At 71.8% G+C, this 16184-nt stretch carries 12 protein-coding genes and 1 pseudogene; 6 read left to right on the top strand and 7 right to left on the bottom strand.

All coding sequences use genetic code 11. The annotated features are described in order from the left end of the window. Positions 1 to 1173 precede the first annotated feature (1173 nt). Both AAH979_RS27940 and soxR read right to left on the bottom strand, forming a co-directional pair. The gene (locus AAH979_RS27940) at positions 1174 to 5721 is read right to left on the bottom strand and encodes a cation-translocating P-type ATPase (RefSeq protein WP_346261099.1); all 4548 of its coding nucleotides are present in this window, start codon (positions 5719 to 5721) and stop codon (positions 1174 to 1176) included. 288 nt (positions 5722 to 6009) lie between these two features. After that, positions 6010 to 6444, bottom strand: a pseudogene (soxR, locus tag AAH979_RS27935) (redox-sensitive transcriptional activator SoxR); the annotation flags it as partial. A gap of 126 nt (positions 6445 to 6570) precedes the next feature. On the opposite strand from soxR, the gene AAH979_RS27930 reads away from it, so the two are divergent. The 3 genes from AAH979_RS27930 to AAH979_RS27920 all read left to right on the top strand — a co-directional run bounded on the left by AAH979_RS27930 (position 6571) and on the right by AAH979_RS27920 (position 8009). After that, a complete protein-coding gene (locus AAH979_RS27930) occupies positions 6571 to 7149 on the top strand; it encodes an exonuclease (protein ID WP_346261098.1) in 579 nt (192 codons plus the stop codon). Positions 7150 to 7179: 30 nt separating this feature from the next. Then, complete coding sequence (locus AAH979_RS27925) at positions 7180 to 7374, top strand: hypothetical protein (RefSeq protein ID WP_318399774.1); 195 nt, start codon at positions 7180 to 7182, stop codon at positions 7372 to 7374. An 83-nt stretch (positions 7375 to 7457) separates the two neighbouring features. Next, positions 7458 to 8009 carry a YbaK/EbsC family protein gene (locus AAH979_RS27920; RefSeq protein WP_346261117.1) on the top strand — a complete coding sequence of 184 codons (552 nt, stop codon included), beginning with the start codon at positions 7458 to 7460 and terminating at the stop codon, positions 8007 to 8009. Here the strand turns inward: AAH979_RS27920 and AAH979_RS27915 are convergent. Then, entirely contained in the window at positions 7938 to 8285 is a 348-nt protein-coding gene (locus AAH979_RS27915; RefSeq protein ID WP_346261097.1) for a hypothetical protein, read from the bottom strand. The two genes, AAH979_RS27920 and AAH979_RS27915, sit on opposite strands and share 72 nt — an antisense overlap. Positions 8286 to 9000: 715 nt before the next feature. On the opposite strand from AAH979_RS27915, the gene AAH979_RS27910 reads away from it, so the two are divergent. After that, the gene (locus tag AAH979_RS27910; RefSeq protein WP_346261096.1) at positions 9001 to 10083 is read left to right on the top strand and encodes a helix-turn-helix transcriptional regulator; all 1083 of its coding nucleotides are present in this window, start codon (positions 9001 to 9003) and stop codon (positions 10081 to 10083) included. An 89-nt stretch (positions 10084 to 10172) separates the two neighbouring features. Here AAH979_RS27910 and AAH979_RS27905 read toward each other — a convergent pair whose 3' ends face one another. Further along, positions 10173 to 10604: a SufE family protein gene (locus tag AAH979_RS27905; protein ID WP_346261095.1), complete on the bottom strand. Its 432-nt coding sequence runs from the start codon at positions 10602 to 10604 to the stop codon at positions 10173 to 10175. A 22-nt stretch (positions 10605 to 10626) separates the two neighbouring features. Further along, on the bottom strand, positions 10627 to 11052 hold the full coding sequence (locus tag AAH979_RS27900) for a CBS domain-containing protein (protein WP_346261094.1): 426 nt from the start codon (positions 11050 to 11052) through the stop codon (positions 10627 to 10629). 162 nt (positions 11053 to 11214) lie between these two features. On the opposite strand from AAH979_RS27900, the gene rfbC reads away from it, so the two are divergent. Beyond that, a complete protein-coding gene (rfbC, locus tag AAH979_RS27895) occupies positions 11215 to 11844 on the top strand; it encodes a dTDP-4-dehydrorhamnose 3,5-epimerase (RefSeq protein WP_346261093.1) in 630 nt (209 codons plus the stop codon). Between the two features lie 118 nt (positions 11845 to 11962). Here rfbC and AAH979_RS27890 read toward each other — a convergent pair whose 3' ends face one another. Beyond that, positions 11963 to 13174, bottom strand: coding sequence for an MFS transporter (locus AAH979_RS27890; protein ID WP_346261092.1), 1212 nt, complete (start codon positions 13172 to 13174; stop codon positions 11963 to 11965). Positions 13175 to 13297: 123 nt separating this feature from the next. Between AAH979_RS27890 and AAH979_RS27885 the strand changes: the two genes are divergently transcribed. Continuing rightward, positions 13298 to 14242: a LysR family transcriptional regulator gene (locus tag AAH979_RS27885; protein ID WP_346261091.1), complete on the top strand. Its 945-nt coding sequence runs from the start codon at positions 13298 to 13300 to the stop codon at positions 14240 to 14242. On the opposite strand, the gene AAH979_RS27880 is transcribed toward AAH979_RS27885, so the two are convergent. Then, positions 14239 to 16014, bottom strand: coding sequence for a proline--tRNA ligase (locus tag AAH979_RS27880; RefSeq protein WP_346261090.1), 1776 nt, complete (start codon positions 16012 to 16014; stop codon positions 14239 to 14241). The two genes, AAH979_RS27885 and AAH979_RS27880, sit on opposite strands and share 4 nt — an antisense overlap. Positions 16015 to 16184: the final 170 nt, after the last annotated feature.

The raw sequence follows: 16184 nt of genomic DNA, 5'->3' as shown, positions 1-16184 counted from the left end.
ATCATCCCGACGGACGCAACCTGCGGAGTCCTGCTGTCGGCTCCTCTTGCCGCGCTTCCCGGGCCCGCGATGGAACATGGGGCACAAGGCTTCCGTGTCGTGGTTATACGTCCGGGTGATCTGCAGAAAGAGGCTTTATGAGCAGAAATCTGGTATGACCAAAAAGTAACGTCTACAGCAGAGAGAAGCGCCTTCATCACTGTTGGTGATGGAGCTGTCAGGGGAGTTGTCGATGTAGGCCGCCGCAAGCCGTCGCTCGGGACCGGCTCGAACATGAACATCTACCAGGATCTACACACGCGACGGTGCGCGAGCCCAACTCTCGCGACTGGTCCACGTAGAAAACGTTGTTACGGCCTACCGCGAGACGCAGCGGACCTAGCGTCACCGCTGTGTGGTTGCGGCGCCGCAAAGCGGCTTCCTCTTTCCCTGGCTATGGGCCATGATCTGTTGCGGCAGATGCCTCCCGATGTCGCATTCCCTCGGGCGGCAATGGAGTGACTGCCGGTCGAAGTAAGCATCGACCTGACAGTGTTTCCGTCCATCCGACAGGAGATTGTGTGGTGCCCAAGAACTCCCGAGCACGCAAGCTGTGCATGCCGAAGAGATTCCTGGCGGGACTGCTGACGGCATTTCTAGCCACCGCCGGCATCAGCGTAGTAACCGCCGCACCGGCGTTTGCTGATCCTTACTGGCAAACGTACTCCAAAACGGGGACCTGGCACTGCGGGGAGTATGTGACCTGGGGTGATGTCGGGCAGTTGTGGGAACAGAACGCAGCCGAGGCGTGCATTGTAGTAAATGGCAACCTGACGCAAGCTGTCGTCATTGCACATAACTACGGTCCGGGAGGGAATGATATTTGGGCCGAGGAGGTTAAACTATGGAAAGATGGCAGCCTCATATATAATCGATTCTGTTACGTCAGTTGGTTGAATACCGGAGCCTCGCGAGCATGCATGGCTCCGACTAATTCCTATCCATGCACAAGCAACGTCCAGGCGCAGATAACTATGCACCACGGGACGTATGTAAAGAACCTGTGGAGCCCGACAACAAGGATGTGTACGACCTAGCATAGGAGGCTACCTGAGACCGCCTAATCGCATCTGATCGAACAGGCGGCGGTCGAAGAAAGCCGTAGTACCGGTTACCACGGAAGGTCGGCCCGGCTCAGCCGCCGGGTCGGCTGGCGCCGGTGGTGCCGTCGTGATTCGCGGCGGTACCACCGGCCGGCGCCGTACCGCCGGTTCCGTCGGGATGCTTGATCCCGTTGGCGTGTCCGTCGGCGGCCGGTGGGGCGATCAGCCGGTCGACGGCGGTGTTGGTGAGGGTGGCGCTCAGCGCGCTGCCGGCGGCGATCCCCCAGCCGACCGGCCCGAGCGGGGTGCAGCCGAAGAACTGGCTCAGCCCCGGGGTCTGGATCACCCCGGCGAGTACCGCCAGCGAGACCACGGTCGAGGCCAGCACACTCGGACTCGCTCCACCGTCCAGCAGGGTCTGGCCGAGCTGGGTACCGACCAGCGAGGCGAGGGCGACCGTGCCCGCCCGGCGGCGGGTGCCGGTGTAGCGGGCCAGGGTCCAGCCGGTGGTCGCACCGAGGGTCGTGGTACCGGCCCGGAGCGCGATCTCCCGGGTGAGGGTGGCGCCGAGGGAGGTCTCCGGCCCCTCGGTGAGCAGGCCGTCCATGCTCTCCTTCCGGGGCGCCCGGACCGCGATCGCCATCGCCGGCGCCAGGTCGGTGAGCAGGTTGACCAGCAGCATCTGCCGGCCGTTCAGCGCGGACCGGCCGGTCAGCGCGGCGGTGAGCACGCTGAACGCGATCTCGCCGAGGTTGCCGCCGACCAGGATGCTCAGCGCGTGCCGTACCGAGGACCACATCGCGCGTCCCTCGACCAGGGTGGCGATGATCGTTTCGAGCCGGTCGTCGGTGACCACCAGGTCGGCGGCGGCCCGGGCGGCCGGGGTGCCCCGCTGGCCGAGCGCGATGCCGACGTCGGCGAGCCGGATCGCGGGCGCGTCGTTGGCACCGTCCCCGGTCATCGCCACCGTACGGCCGCACTTCTGCAACGCCCGGATGATTCGTACCTTGTGCGTCGGCGTGCACCGGGCGACCACGTCGGTCCGGGCCAGCCGCTCGGCGAGCGCGTCGTCGTCGAGCCGGTCGAGCTCGGTGGCGGTGACCACCCGCTGGTCGGTGCCGTCGGTGCTGATGATCGCGGCGATCGCCTCGGCGGTGGCCGGATGGTCACCGGTGATCATGATGGTGTGCACCCCGGCCTGCCGGATCCGGCGTACTGCCGGGGCGGCGCTCTGGCGCACCCCGTCGGAGAGGGCCAGGAAGCCGACGAAGGTCAGCTCCTCGACGTCGGCCTCGGTGACCGTGTCGCCGGGCAGTTCCCGCTCGGCCACCGCGAGTACCCGCTGCCCGGCCCCGGCGTGCCGGTCCAACGTCTCCTGGACGGCCCGCCGGCCGGCCTCGTCCAGGTCCCGGTCGCCGTGCCGGGTGCACCGGGGCAGGATCGTCTCCGGGGCGCCCTTGACGCTGAGCAGGTGTTGCCCCCGATGCCGGCCGACCGTGGCGTGGTAGCCCCGGGACGGCTCGAACGGCAGCGCGTGCTCCTGCTGCCAGGGGTGCGTCCGGGTGCCGGTGCCGACGCCGGCCCGGCGAGCGCCGGTCAGCACCGCCCGGTCGGTCTGCTGATTGACCTCCTCCGGGCAGTCGGCCGCCGGGGTGGCCCGCAGCGCCGCCGCGAGTACGCCACGCAGCGGCTTGTCCAGCGCGTCGAGGTCGGCGTACCGCTCGCCGTCGCCGACTCCGGCCAGCATCAGCTCGCCCTCGGTCAGGGTGCCGGTCTTGTCGAAGCAGAGCACGTCGACCCGGCCCAGCGCCTCGATGGTGCGCGGGTTGCGGACCAGCGCGCCGTGTTCGGCCAGCCGGCGCGCGGCCGCCAACTGCGCGGCGCTGACCAGGAACGGCAACCCCTCCGGTACGGAGGCGACCGCGAGGTTGGCGGCGGTGCCGGCCGACTCCACCAGTGGTACGCCCCGGAGCAGCCCGGCCCCGGCGACCGCCACCGCCGAACTCGCGGCGAGCGGGATCGACAGCTTGGTCAGCCGGCCGAGCCGGGCCTCGACCCCGCTGGTCGGGGCGGCCTCGCCGGCCAGCGCCATGCCCCGGCCGACCTCGGTGTCCGCCCCGGTCGCCACCACCACGGCGAGGCCCCGCCCGGCGGCGACGGTGGTCCCCTCGTAGAGCATCGACCGGCGGTCCGCGACCGCGCCGGCCACCACCGGCTGGCTGGTCTTCGCCACCGGCAGCGACTCCCCGGTCACCGACGACTCGTCGGTTTCCAGGCCGACCGCCTCGACCACCCGGCAGTCGGCCGGCACGGCGTCACCCGGGTCGAGCGCCACGATGTCGCCGGGGACCAGTTCGCCGGCGGCGACGACCCGCTCGGTGCCGTCCCGCCGGACCCGGGCGGTCACCGCCGACCGGGACAGCAGTTCGGCCAGCGACCGTTCGGTGGAGACCCGGTGCGCGGCGCCGATCAGCGCGGTCAGCCCGATCACCCCGCCGACCAGCGCGGCGTCCGCGATCGAGCCGACCGCGGCGGAGAGCCCGGCACCGCCGGCCAGCACCGGGGTGAGCGGGTTCGCCAGCTCCTCGACGAACGCCCGGGGCAGGTCGAGGGTGTCGGCCGGGCCGGTCGCCGCCGTCCGGCCGCGCCGCCCGACCTCCTCGGTGGAGAGGCCCGCCTGGTCGGTGCCGAGCCTCTCCAGCACGGTGCGTACCGGCATCAGGTGCCAGGGCGTCGGCGGGGCCGCGGTCGAGGTACGCCGCTGCGGCAGCCGGCCCGCCCGCCAGACGCCGTGCCCGATCGCCAGTCCAGCGGCGGCGTTGACCGCCGCCATGGCCCGGGCCGGCAGTTGCGCCGGTGCCGCGGTGAACGCCGCCACCGCGCCGAGCCCGCTGCCTCCGGCGGCCAGCGCGATGCTCTGCCGGGCCACCGTACGGGCCAGTCCGGCGGCCTCGACCACCAGCGCCGCCACCCCGAGGTCGGAGCCGACCAGCAGGTGGGCGCCCCACGGCGGCGGCTCGTCGGTGTGCCACATCCCGAGTCCGCAGTCGGCGGCGGCCAGCGCACGAGGATCGCTGGAGACCAGGGCGACCACCGCCCCCTCGGACTGCAACGACCGGATCGACCCGGCAAGTCGTGGCCCGCCGGGCAGGTGCCCGTCCGCGAAGTCGTGGTCGTCACCGTCACCGTCGACGTCGACGGCGACCAGCAGGCGCAGGCCGGCCCGCCGGGCCGCGGCCGGCAGCGCGTCGATTCCGGGGGCGGGTTCGGCGGCCACCCGGACCACCGCCGCGAGCCGGCCGTCGGCGGTCAGGCCGAGCAGGGTGCCACCGTCGGGGCGGAGCCGTGCGATCTGCTCGGCACCGACCCCGGCGGGCAGCCGCAGCGCGTCGAGCGGGCCGAGGGTCCAGCCGTCGGCGTCGCGTACCCGGTCCGGGACCTCCGGGTCGAAGAGGTCGAAGGCCCGTCCCGCCGCCTCCTCGGCATCGACGTCAGGGAGCGGTAGCAGGTCGGTGAGGACGCCCCGAGCGGAACGCAGCGCGGCGGCGTCCAGCACCAACACGTCGAGGCGCTCCAGTTCGCGCAGCACCGTACGGTCCATGGCGATCACGCCCCGGCGGGCGAGCAGCCAGCCGAGCCGGGCCGCGTACGCCTCCCGGCCGGCGACGGCCGCGCTCGGGATGCTGGCCAGGGCCAACGCGGCCGCCCGCTTGCGGCCGGCCATCCAGAGCGCGGCGGCGCCGGCGACGGTGCCGGACTCGAGCACCCGGGCCAGATACCGCTCGACCGGGCCGTCCGGCTTCGGGCGTGGTCGCTCGTCCGGCGGCGGTGCCGCCCGGGCCCGTTCCGGGGTGCCGGCGAGCAGCGGCTCGGTCTTTTCCCAGGCGGCCAACTGGGCCCGGGCCTCGCCCCACTGCAGGACCCGCTGGGCGCCGTCGAGCAGGATCCCGGCCCAGCCGCCGGTCAGACCCTGAGCCAGCACGGTGGCGAGCGGCAGCCAGGAGTCGGCCCGCTGGTCGCCGCGCAGCCCCCGTCCGGCCAGCGCGTGCAGCCTCGGGTGCAGGTCAACCGCGCGGAGCAGGCCGGCGAGTTCGCCCGGTGCCCGGGTGAACGGCATGATCCGGACCGCCGCGGACAGGCCGAGCCCGAACGCGTCCGTGGCGATCCTGGTCATTGCCCGCCGGGTCCGCGGGCCCTCCTCCGGGGGATGCGGTTCCGCGCAGTCCGGGTCGGGCTCCCGTCCGTCGGTACGCTCCACCGCGGCGATCACCGCGATCAGCTCCCGCAGTCGCGGCGCGGGCGGGCCGACCGCCACCACCACCCGCCCGGAGGGGGCGTTGATCCGGGCCCACTCGACCCCGGGCACCTCCTCCAGTGCCTGTTCGATCTGCTTGCCCAGCCGTTCACCGCCGGGCTGGGCGATCCCGCGCACCTCGATGTGGTGCCGGCCGGGCCGGGACCAGACCGCCCGGCGATCGAGTCCGGCGGCCCGGGCCGCCCGGGTCACCATCGACTCGGCGTTGTGCGCGACTCCGGCGACGAGTTGCGGCACGCTGTGCGGCGAGAGGGCTTCGGGCAGGGTGGGCAGGTGGACGCGGCGCAGGTCCACGCCGGGGATCCTCAACCCGAGTCGCGTCATCGACCGGAGCCGCCGGCTGGCCGGCCGCTCCGCCCGGCGGCGGGGCGGCTGTCGCTGGCCGCACTCGGGTACCGCATCTCACCCTCCCAGAGCCGTAGATCGGCCCTGCGTTCCCGGTCAGCGCGGCCTTATACCCTATTCCGGCATGAAATCTCCCTGCCGTCAGACCTGGGCCATCGCGGGGCCGGCGGAGTCCTCCGGGGTGCAGACGTCCGGTCCGCCGCAGGTCCCGCCCGGGGCGTCGACCGGGCCCTCGGGTGCGGGTGCCGGCCCGGTGAGGCCGGCGAGCAGGTGGCGCGGCCCCGGGCCGGTGCTGGCCATCACGTCGTCGGGGTTGGAGAGCGCACACCGGTCCAGGGACAGGCAGCCGCAGCCTATGCAGTCGGAGAGGTCGTCGCGGAGCCGTTGCAGGGCGACGATTCGCTCGTCGAGCTGGCCGCGCCAGTTCGCCGAGAGCCGGGCCCAGTCCGCCCGGGTGGGTGTGCGCTCCTCGGGCAGGCTGGCCAGGGCCTCCCGGATCTGGGCCAGCGGCACACCGACCCGCTGGGCGAACCGGATGAAGGCGACCCGCCGCAGGATGTCGCGGCCGTAGCGGCGCTGGTTACCGCTGGTCCGGGTACTGGTGATCAGCCCCTTGGCCTCGTAGAAGTGCAGGGCCGAGACGGCGACACCACTGCGCTCGGCGAGCTGTCCGACGGTGAGGGTGTGTGCGGGTTCGGTCACAGGTCGAGGGTATCCCCGAATACCTCAACTATTGTTCAGGTGTGGCGTGTCCCGCAGTCGGGTCGCCCGTTGGCTTCCGGCCGGAATTCGGTGGACCGCTCCGGTCGGGCACCGGAAGCTGGTCCCGTGGCTGATCTTCCCGAGCTGTACGTCGCGGTCGACATCGAGGCGGACGGGCCGATCCCCGGGCCGTACAGCATGATCTCGCTGGGCATGGCGGTGGCCGGGCGCCCCGAGCTGGCCTTCTACACCGAACTGCGCCCGATCTCCGACGAGTTCGTGCCGCAGGCGCTCGCCGTCTCCGGCCTGGACCGGGAGCGCCTGCTCCGGGAGGCGCCGCCGGCCGAGGTGGCGATGACTGCGGCGGCGAGGTGGGTGAACGGGCTGCGCAAGCAGGGCCGGCCGGTCTTCCTGGCCGCTCCCGCCGTCTGGGACGGGATGTTCGTGCACTGGTACTTCGTCCGGTTCACCGGCCGGAGCCCGTTCGGAGCGACCGGTTCCGGAGTGGACCTGCGCAGCTACTGGATGGGACGGACCGGCAGCGAGTGGGCCGGTACGCACAAGGGCAGGATCAAGCACGCCCTCGGGCTGACCGGGATCCCGCACACCCACCACGCGGGCGAGGACGCGGCGGAGCTGGCCCAGGTCTTCGACGCCGTACTGCGGCACCACCCGAGCGGGCGATCGCGTCCGGAAAGCGAATAATTTCCAGCTTCGGCGCCTAGGCTCGAACGCATGATCTACATGGCTCTGGCCGCGATGATGTACGTCTGCGGCTTCGTCTTCCTCTACGGCGTGGTCCGGTTCGCCGTCCGGCACGCCATCGAGGACGTCGAGCTGCAGCGGGAGCGGGCCGCCCAGGCACCCGAACGGGACCGGCTCCGCGAGCGCACCCTGGTGCCGGACAACGCCTTCCTCGCCGGTAGCTGACCGGCGTCACCGCCGTCGGTCGACGCACCGGCACGCGGGCGGTGTGCCTGGCCGGGGCGGGCGGTGCGAGGATCACGGGCGTGATGGGAACCCTGAAGACGGAGCCGGCCCGGACCCGCCAGGACCTGCTCGCCCCGCCGGTCACCGAGGCCCTGCACCGCTGGCCCGCCGACTCGCCGGTCGGCGTGGACGACATCCTGGTCGCACCGATCGACGCCACTCTGGCCGACACCGCCGCCTTCTGCGCCGCGTACGACGTCGGGCTGGACGTGTCGGCGAACTGCGTGGTGGTGGCTGGCAAGCGGGAGGGGGCGGTCCGGTACGCCGCCTGCGTCGTACTGGCCACCACCCGGGCCGACGTGAACGGGGTGGTGCGCCGCCACCTCGACGTACGCAAGGCGAGCTTCGCCCCGATGGCCGAGGCTGTCGAGCTGACCGGCATGGAGTACGGCGGCATCACCCCGATCGGGCTGCCCGGCCAGTGGCCGATCCTGGTCGACTCGCGAGTGGTCGGCACGCCGTACGTGATCATCGGGTCCGGCGTCCGGCACAGCAAGATCGCGCTACCCGGTGCCGCCCTCGGGCTTCTGCCGAACGCCGAGGTCGTCGAGGGGCTTGCCCGGGAGGTCGGCTGACGGCTGCCCCGACTGGTCGGCCGGCTTCGGCCTGGACGGCTCGGCCGGCTTCGGCCTGGACGGCTCGGCCGGCTTCGGTCTGGACGGGTCGGCCGGCTCCAGGTCGGCCGGCTCGGTCGAGCGGTCCGGCCAGCAGGTCCGGCATCCGCAGAGGACGATCCGGACCTGGCCGGTGCCGGAGACCAGGCGTACCTGCCCGGGGCAGTGGTGGGGCGGTGCGGTCACCGGCGGGCGCAGCGCGAGCGCGCAGGGTAGGCACAGCGTCGTCTCGCTCATCCGGGACACTCCCCTTCGCCCCCGTCGACCGGCTCGCCGCCGGTCACCCCCGTCCAGGGGCAGCACAGCTGTCGATGTCTACCACATCGGCAACCGGATGTGCGGGTACGAATGGATCGTTCACCATTTCTAAATAACCGCGTACCTTCGCCGGTGCCCGGCAACCCGGCGGTTTGCGGATAGCCGACCGCCGGGGTCGCGGCCGGTGTGCGATCAGGATGAGTGAACCTATTCAGCCGGACGGCGCGGCGGTTCGCCCGGCTTTTCACCTGCGGCGCCGACGGACCGCAAGGGGAGGTTGAGGGGGTTCGGCGCACGCCTCGGGTAGCACCCCAACCGCATTGGCGAGTCGCCTCCTGAGCTGCCCGGGAAGGTGCGGCGGTCGCCGGCACGACCGCCGCACCCGGTGGGGCGCTTGCCCGCTTCCCAGGGGGAAGAGAGCGGGTACGCGCCCCGGTCCCGCGCGGACCGATCACGAGCCGACCTGGAGGCCGACGAGGTCGAGCCGTGTCATACCCGCGGGCCGTGGAACTCCCGTCCCGGCACCGATCCCGAGGTCATCCCAGGCTTACGTTCTGGGCCCGGAAGCGGTAGAACATTGATCGGTGCCACATCGAACTGGAGCGATCCACATCCCCACATTCCCGTAATCAGAGAACTACCGATAGTAGGCGCGGTTTTCAGGTGTTTTCCGGAGCGCACAGGCGGTAGACGGATGGATCACGTCGGCGCAAGGCTGAGGGTGGCGCGTACGGACGCCCAGGTCACCCTGACCCAGATGGCGGCCCGTACCAACTACAGCAAAAGTCATCTGTGCAACGTCGAGCTCGGCAAGCGACCGGCCACCCCGGACCTGGTCCTCGCCTACGAGCGGGTGTTGGGAGACAGCGTGAACCGCAGAGGTGCCCTCGCGCTCGCCGCGACCGTCGTCGTCTCCTCCGCCGTGGCCGAGCTGGTCCAGCACGGGTTCGCCGCCGCCATCGGGCCACGTCGGGACGTCGACGAGTGGGTCGCCCGGGCCGAGGCGTACGGGCAGGACTACATGTCGCTCGGCGCCGCCGAGTTGCAGGCCAGGCTCGCCGCCGACCTGGTGGTGCTGCAACAGGAGCTGGACAGTCCACACCTGTGGGGCGTGGCCGCCCGGTTGATGACGGTGCACGGCAAGACCCTGCCCGGCAACGACGGTGGCCGGGGCGCGATCCGGTCGTACGAGATGGCGGCGATCGCGGCGGACCGCTCCGGCGACCTGGAGACCCGGGTCTGGGTACGCGGCCGTGCCGCCCTGGCGCTGGCGTACGAGGGGGCGCACCTGCCGGTCGCCGCCCGCCTCGCCGAGCAGGCCGTCGCGCTCTCCGACCGGCCGACCCTGGGTCGGTTGAACGCGCTGACCGCGCAGGCGCACGTCGCCGCCTGCCGGGGCGACGCCGCCACCGGGCTGGCCAGGCTGGACGACGCCCGCCGGGTCTTCGACACCGCCGGCAGTTCCGAGCAGATCTCCGACTTCGCGGTGCCGCGGTGGAGGTTCCACACCTTCGAGTCGATGCTGCTGTCCCGGCTCGGCCACCCCGGAGCGGTGGCCGCACAGGATGCGGCGGACCGCATCCGCCCGGACAGCCTGCCCCGGTTCGCCACCCACATCGAACTGCACCGGGGGCTGATGATGGCCTCCGCCGGAGATGCGGCCGGCGGTCTCGGCCACGCCCGGCGGGCGCTCGACCGGTTGCCGCCGGAGCGGCACAGCCTGTCGCTGCGGCTGATGCTGGCCGAGGTGGAACGGGCGGCCGGAGCGGCGCACTGACGGACCGCCCTCCGGCGGCTCCAGAGCGACGTCTGTCGATGTTGTTGCACGTGAAACGTTGCCGTACCCCGGGTTTCGGCGCTGTGCGGTCAGTCGATCTGCTCCCGGACCTGCCGCTTGAGCCGGGCCAGGATGGCGTTGCCGCCGCGTACCCGCAACGGGCTGATCGCCTGGGCCAGCCCCATCCGCTGGTAGAGGTCGTCCGGTACGGCCAGCACCTCGTCGGCGTTCGCCCCGGCCAGCCCCTCGGCCAGGATCCCGGCGAAGGCCCGGGTGGTGGGCGCCTCCGGCGGGCAGTCGAACCAGGTCGTCACCGTGCGGTCGGCGGCCACCTCGGCCCGCAGGAAGAACGCGGTCTGGCACTCCGGGACCTGCTCCATCCCGGCGTGGCCGGTCAGCTCCGCCGGCAGCGGCGGCACCGCGTCGGAGTACTCCAGCAGCATCTCGAGGACCACGTCCCGGGGAGCGGCGGCGAACTCCGCCACGATCTCGGCGAGTTTCGGTGGCATCGACTGCGGCATGGACCCAGGCTACCGAGGTGCCTCACAGGCGCGGACTGGCCTTGCTGATCTCGCTCAGTGCCGGCGACGGGTCCAGGCGTACCGCCAGATCGCCCAGGGAGACGATGCCGACCAGTTGCCGGTCGTTGTCACAGACCAGGATCCGGCGTACCGCCCGATCCCGCATCAGGGCAGCGGCCTCGGCGGCGGTGGAGTTCTGTTCGATCATCACGATGTCCCGGGAGGCCACCGAGCCGATCGTGGTCTGCCGGGCGTCCCTGCCCTCGGCGACGGCCCGGATCACGATGTCCCGGTCGGTCACCATGCCGAACAGGTTCGGCCCGTCCGTCACCACCACGTCGCCGATGTCGGCGTCCCGCATGGCCCGGGCGGCCTCGTCCAGAGTGGTGGCCGCAGGAAGATAGACGATCCCCCTGGTCATGACGTCGCGGACTTTGACCTCAGTCACGGTGTGCCTCCGAACCCCCGGTTTTGCCGATACCACCTGCTACCCCCTGCCCGGCACGCTAACACCGTGTCGGGTTTCCGATCGGCCACTCCGGCCGTCGGACGGTACGGTGCGGTTGATCCCGATAAGCCGGAGAGATCCGAGCGACTCTGTGAGGTGCGAGTGAAGGCCACCGAGCTCTCCATCCCCGGCGCCTGGGAGTTCCTCCCGCAGCAGTTCTCCGACGACCGGGGCCGGCTCGTCGTCTGGTACGACGCGGCGGTCTTCGCCGACGCGCTCGGCTTCGAGCTGGCCGTGGCGCAGGCCAACCAGAGTGTCTCCCGGCGGGGCGTGATCCGGGGGGTGCACTGGGCCGACGTGCCGGTCGGCCAGGCGAAGTACGTCTACTGCCCGCGCGGCGCCGTACTCGACATGGTGGTCGACCTGCGGGTCGGTTCGCCGACCTTCGGCCGGCACGAGGTGACCCGGCTGGACACCATCGACAACCGTGCCGTCTATCTGCCCGAGGGGGTCGGCCACGCCTTCGTGGCGCTGGAGGAGGAGAGCATCGTCAGCTACCTCTGCTCCGCCCGGTACGCCCCGGCGCGGGAGCGGATCGTGCACGTCCGGGACCCGGAGTTGGCACTGCCCTGGCCGGCCGACCTCGACCCGATCCTCTCCGAACGCGACGCCGACGCGCCCGGCCTGGCCGAGCTGCGCGCCGCCGACCTGCTGCCCCGGTACGCCGAGTGCCAGCGGCTCTACCAGGCACAGCGGTCCCGCCGGGCCAGCCAGCCGACGGACCAGGCGTAGCAGGCCGGGACGCCGCCGGCACCGCGGCCACGTTGTGCAGCGGGTGGCTCGCCGTCATGGGCGCCGTCAGGTCGGTGGTAGTGGTGTGCGGATTCCACGTGCTCGGTGCGTCGCGGGTTCAGGGTCGGACAGGGTGCGTCCGGTTCGGCAGCAGGAGCGGGGTGGCGAGCAGGAGAACGCCGGAGATGGTGATCGCGGCGAGCGGGCTGGTGAGGGTGGCGAGGATGCCCCAGATCACCATGAGGGTGGCCTGGACGAGTTTGCTGCTGACACTCCAGGTGCTGAGCACCCGGGCGACATGATCCGCGGGGGTCCGTTGCAGGCGTTCTGTGGCGTAGATCGGGTTGAAGACGCCCATGCACGTGATCAGCAGGCCCTCGACGACGATCACGGTGAGGAGTCCGGCGATGCCGGGCTGGAGGAACGCGAGACCGAACGGGAAGAGCGATCGCAGCCAGCCGGAGACGGTCATGACCGGGTGCCGGCCGTAACGCCGCACGAGGCGTGCGGAGAGGCGGGCGCCCACGAAGCCGCCGAGTGCCGGGATGCCGAAGGCAAGACCGTACTGCCAGGCCGGGAAGTGGTATTCGCCCAGCAGAAGGACGGCCAGGAGCGGGGCGGTGGCCATGATCAGGCCGCTGACCAGAATCGAGTTGAGGAACAGGCACCGTAGTGCGCGGTCGTGCAGGATGAACCGCCAGCCACCGAGAAGGTCGGCTCCGCGCAGCCTGTTGGCCGGGTCGCGGGGTGCCGCGACGTCGCCGCCGCGGATGCGGAGGATCCCGAGCGCGGACAGCAGGTAGCTGACGGCGTCGGCCGTGACGGTGATGACCGGGCCGAGCAGCCCGATGAGCGCGCCGCCGAGCGGCGGTCCGGCCGCGGTCGCCAGCCAGTTCGTGCCCTCGAATCTCCCGTTCGCGGTCAGCAGGTGATCACTGCGGACGAGGTGTTTCAGGTACGCGCCGGATGCGGCGGTGAAGGCGATGCTCGCGGCTCCGGAGATGACCGAGACGACCAGCAGTTGGCCGTAGGACAGCAGGCCGAGGAGGTACGCGACCGGAACACTCGCCATCGCGAGGAACCGAGCCAGGTTCATCGTGATCATCACCGGGCGCTTGGACCGGTGGTCGACCCACGGCCCGAGCGGGATCGCGATGATCGCCGCGACGGCAAGCCCGGCTGCCTCCAGGAGCGCAATCGCGAATGCCGACGAGTGCAGCACTCGAACCGCGATGAGCGGGAACGCTCCGAAGGCGACCCACGTGCCGTACGTGCTGACGGCATGGGCCGACCACAGCCAGCCGAAACCGGGCCCCAATTTCCCGCGCACCTGACTCCTCCGCGACAACCGATGTTTGGGTCCGGTGCATCACATCGGCCGCGCGAGGGCAGGATCAAACAACCGCCTTTCGGCGAGCCACAACGATACGTTGGGCGGGCCTAGGCTGGACCGGTGGATACCGAGGCGGTGCGATCGTTCGTCCGGGCGGCCGAGCTGGGACAGTTGCAACACGCGGCCGACGAACTGGGCGTGACGCAGCAGGCGGTCTCGAAGCGGGTCGCCACCCTGGAGCGCGAGCTGGAGGTCCGCCTGTTCACCCGTACCGCCCGAGGGGTCGAACTGACACTCGACGGCCAGGCATTCCTGCCACACGCCCGGAACATCGTCGCGGGTGTCGATCGCGCCGTCACCGCGGTCAGGCCGGGCTCGCGGGCCCAACGGATCGACGTGCTGGGCCTGCGAAGCGCGCAGGCCGTCGTCCTGCACGACTATTGGCGGTCGCATCCCGAAACCGACCTCGACGTGGTGACCCTCAGGGTCGACGACCCGCACCTGGCGGCCGCCGCCGTCCAGGCCGGCGATGTCGACGCCTCGTTCCGCACCGTCACCGATCCGGCCACGCTGCCGCGCGACGTGCGAATGATCCACGCCTTCGACTCCGCGCTGGAACTCCTGGTCGGCCCCAGGCATCCGCTCGCCTCCGCACGAACAGTGACACCACCCCAACTGCGCAAACTCCGGATCTGGGTGCCGGGCATCGTGCCCCGGAGCGAATGGGCAGAGTTCTACGATCAGCTCGGCACCGCCTTCGACCTCCGCATCGACGCGGCAGGCCCGAACTTCGGTAACGAGGTACTCCTCGACGTCCTCGCGGACTCCGCCGACGTGGCCACCCTCGTCGGCGCGCGCGACCGGTACATCTGGCCGGCGAACCACGACCTACGCCGTATCCCGATCGTGAACCCGACGCTCGCCTACCCGCTCTTCCTCATGTTTCCCAGAACGAGTCCGCACCCGGGACTTCGGGCGATCATCAACCACTTCGCAAGCCTGCCCCCGCTTCCCGAGGCGGCCTGGCTCCCGTCCTGGGCAACGACACCGCGAGACGGCCACTAGCTCGCCGGGAGGCCGCCCGATCCGGGACGGGCCGGCTCGGTCAGCCGTGCCAGCAGCTCCGCCGCCGGCAGCTCGGTGCGGTCTCCGGTGGCGCGGTCGCGCAGTTCGACGTACCCGTCGGCCCAGCGGCGGCCGACCACGACGGCGCGCGGGATGCCGATCAGCTCGGCGTCGGCGAACTTGACCCCGGCCGAGACGTGCGTCCGGTCGTCGACCAGCACCCGCAGGCCGCGCCCGGCGAGTTGCCCGGCCAGCTCCAGCGCCGCCTCCACCTGCGGCCCCTTTCCGGCCGCTACCAGGTGTACGTCGCACGGCGCCACCGCCGCCGGCCAGACCAGCCCCCGGTCGTCGTGGTGCTGTTCGGCGATCGCCGCCACCGCCCGGGACACCCCGATGCCGTAGCAGCCCATGGTCAACCGGACCGGCTTGCCGTCCTGGCCCAGCACGTCGACCCGGAACGCGTCGGTGTAGCGCCGGCCGAGCTGGAAGACGTGCCCGATCTCGACGCCCCGGCGGATCGTCAGCACCCCCGGGCGGCAGGCCGGACACCGGTCGCCGGCCCGGACCTCGGCCGCCTCGATCGTCCCGTCCGGGGTGAAGTCCCGCCCGCAGACCACATCGGTGGCGTGCCGCCCCGGCTCGTTGGCGCCGGTCAGCCAGGCGGTGCCGGGCGCCACCCGGGGGTCGACCAGATAGCGGATGCCGAGCTTGGCCAGCAGTTGCGGGCCGATGTAGCCGCGGACCAGCTCAGGCCGGTCGGCGAAGCCGTCGAACATCGACACGGTGGCCGGGCTCAGCACTGCGGCGAGCCGCTTGAGATCGACCTCGCGGTCCCCCGGCACGCCGATGACCAGCAGTTCCGGCTCGTCCGAGCCGGGCCGGCGCAGCTCGACGACGACGTTCTTCAGGGTGTCGGCGGCCGTCCAGTCGGTCCGGCCGCCGAGGTGTCGGGCGTTGGCGAGCGCGACCAGGGACTCGATGGTCGGCGTCTCCGGGGTGTCGTACACCTGCGCCGAAGGGTGGGCGTGCACGTCCCCGGCCGGTGCCGGCGGGGTGGTCACCGCCTCGGTGTTGGCCGCGTAGTCGCAGGCGGTACAGCCGACGAAGGTGTCCTCACCGACCGGGGTGGCGGCGAGGAACTCCTCGGAGGCGGAGCCGCCCATCGCGCCGGAGGTCGCCGCCACGATCGTGTACGCCAACCCGAGCCGGTCGAAGATCCGCTGGTACGCCGCCCGGTGCCGGCCGTACGCCGCCGCCAGCCCCGCCCGGTCCAGGTCGAACGAGTAGGAGTCCTTCATCAGGAACTCCCGCCCGCGCAGCAGCCCGGCCCGGGGCCGCGCCTCGTCGCGGTACTTCGTCTGCACCTGGAAGATCGAGACCGGGAAGTCCCGGTAGGACGTGAAGGTGTCCCGGACCAGCAGGGTGGCCATCTCCTCGTGGGTGGGGCCGAGCAGGTATTCCGCGCCCCGGCGGTCCTTCAGGGTGAAGATGTCGTCGCCGTACTCGGTCCACCGGCCGGTCGTCTCGTACGGCTCCCTGGGCAGCAGGGCCGGAAAGAGCACCTCCTGGCCGCCGATCGCGACCATCTCCTCCCGGACCACCTGGGTGATCCGGTCCAGCACCAGCCGGCCGAGCGGCAGCCAGGTGTAGCCGCCCGGGGCGGCGCGACGGACGTAACCGGCCCGGACCAGCAGCCGATGGCTCGGCACCTCCGCGTCGGCCGGGTCCTCGCGCAGCGTACGCAGAAACAGCGTGGACATCCGCAGCAACATCCGGGCAGCGTAGACCCGGGGCGGTAGCGAGGCATCGGAATTGTCGCCCGTCGCCGGCGCGCCGTGCCGGCGCTCGTGCGGTCCCGGTCACCTTCCGGCGCCGGGCGTGCCCGGAACGGGGTCGTGCTGACAGACTGACCCCCGGTCGGTGGGAGTGGGGAGTAGTGCAG

This window comes from Plantactinospora sp. ZYX-F-223, assembly GCF_039649625.1.
In the GTDB taxonomy this organism is placed as follows: domain Bacteria; phylum Actinomycetota; class Actinomycetes; order Mycobacteriales; family Micromonosporaceae; genus Plantactinospora.
Note: the sequence above shows the minus strand (reverse complement) of the source record. Positions and strands in the feature narration are given on the sequence as shown.